Origin of the sequence: Sulfurovum sp. bin170 (genome assembly GCF_010892395.1) — a bacterium.
Lineage (GTDB): Bacteria > Campylobacterota > Campylobacteria > Campylobacterales > Sulfurovaceae > UBA1140.
In genome coordinates, this window is record NZ_JAACKB010000368.1 from 1 (window position 1) to 1,716 (window position 1,716).

A 1,716-nucleotide genomic window follows, 5' to 3' on the forward strand; every position below is an offset into this window, starting at 1 on the left:
AAATCTTCATTCTTATACTGTTGATGCTTAGGTTCACTAACAGACAAGCTTCGTCTGGTACCCATTTGGGCTGTGAACCAAGATTTCATACTTATTACAAATTGTGTGTATAGTTCAACTTTCACTATTCTACTCATTCACAATCTTCCAATACCCACTCCTAGCACTACCAACTCTTCTAATGATATTCTCATCTTTAAGCTTTTTCATCTGCCACTCAACACCTTTTAGCGTTAAATCCAATTGAGTAGCCAACTCCTCTTTGGTTATATGTTTATCCTCTTTCAGTAAAACAATAATCTTATCACTAGTTTTTCCCCTAGTTTTTCCCCTAGTTTTCCCCCTAGTTTCTATATCTATATCCGACCTAGCATCCAACTCATTAAATTCAAACACAACCCACAATCCATTCTGCCAAGAGAACTTAGGAACAACCCCATTAAACTTTTTGGACTCCTCTACAATCTTCTCTATCCCTCTCCCCCAAGACTCAATAAAACCTGCCAAGAAAAATGTATTTGCCACATCAGGATTATACGGTACAGATGAGTGTTTCTTTTGCAGAGTCTCAATAGTCCAATTCTCTGGCAAAACACCACTATTCCAAATCATCACTTTATCATCATAGATGCTTATCTGTATGGGGTTGAGTTCGCCATAATCTTTGTGAACTATCGCATTGACCAGAGCCTCTCTAAATGCCAACTGCGAGATAGGAAAGGTCTCAACCCTTTGGATACCCTCATAGCTTATATAAGCTTTTAAATATTTGGTAAATATCAAATCCATAACCTTATCAACCTGCTCCAAGATATTACCACCGACTCTATCGTGATATATCAAATCACTATTGGTCTTAAAATATCCTATCTTCACATAAGAACCTGTAATATATTTCTCTACATCTCTCCCAAAAAGCAGTAACGAAGCTCTTTTAAAATAACCATCCTTTTTTAGATGAAGCTTCTCAATGATATTCTCGTCACTCTCATCCAAAATATCACTATCAATCCTCCTCTTTTTAATAGCTTTGGCTTTAAAAATCTCAATAGCCCTACTATCCAAATCATTCATCCCTACGAAAGGAACAGGAACCCCATCCCATTTTATCCCTCTCTTTGCAAGTAGAAACCTATCGAGAGAAGCCCCTTTTAGCTCCTGCTTTGTACTTCCTACCTTGTAACTCACAGGATAAGGGTATGGCTCTACTACAATCTCCAAATACTCCTTGCCATCTTCAACCCTCATACCCATATCAACAATAACACCTAAGATGTCTCTTATCTTATTTGGTATATCCTCTAGCAGTTTTTTAGCATTGTCAATCCCTACAACCTCACCACTATCATCCACCCCAATATAGAGCTTTCCACCTTTGGCATTGGCAAAACCACATATCCATTTTATGTACTCATCTCGCCATGACTCTTTGAACTCTATGTCTTGATTTTCTTGGGTTTTAAGCATCATAACTCTTTTCTGTATTTATTAATCCCAATAATAGTAATCCGATTCTTCTCTTCATCTATCTTATAAGGAATAGTATAACCCTTAAACACCAAATCACGAATATTCTCATCATCAAAATAGATAGATTGTTTAAATTTATAAGGCATAAAAACCAATGCTTCAATTTTTGTTTTCAACTCATCTCTAAAGCGATTTGCTCTATATTTACTATCATAAGAGATATAATCCAAAACAGCGTTCAAACTA

2 protein-coding genes are annotated in these 1,716 nt (G+C 36.2%); both read right to left on the reverse strand.

Annotation, left to right across the window (positions count from 1 at the left end):
• Nucleotides 1-129: 129 nt before the first annotated feature.
• The gene (locus GSY74_RS08820) at nt 130-1,467 is read right to left on the reverse strand and encodes an ATP-binding protein (protein WP_255494592.1); all 1,338 of its coding nucleotides are present in this window, start codon (nt 1,465-1,467) and stop codon (nt 130-132) included.
• Nucleotides 1,467-1,712: a type II toxin-antitoxin system RelE/ParE family toxin gene (locus GSY74_RS08825; RefSeq protein WP_164664740.1), complete on the reverse strand. Its 246-nt coding sequence runs from the start codon at nt 1,710-1,712 to the stop codon at nt 1,467-1,469. Before GSY74_RS08825 ends, GSY74_RS08820 begins: the two co-directional genes overlap by 1 nt.
• Nucleotides 1,713-1,716 lie beyond the last annotated feature (4 nt).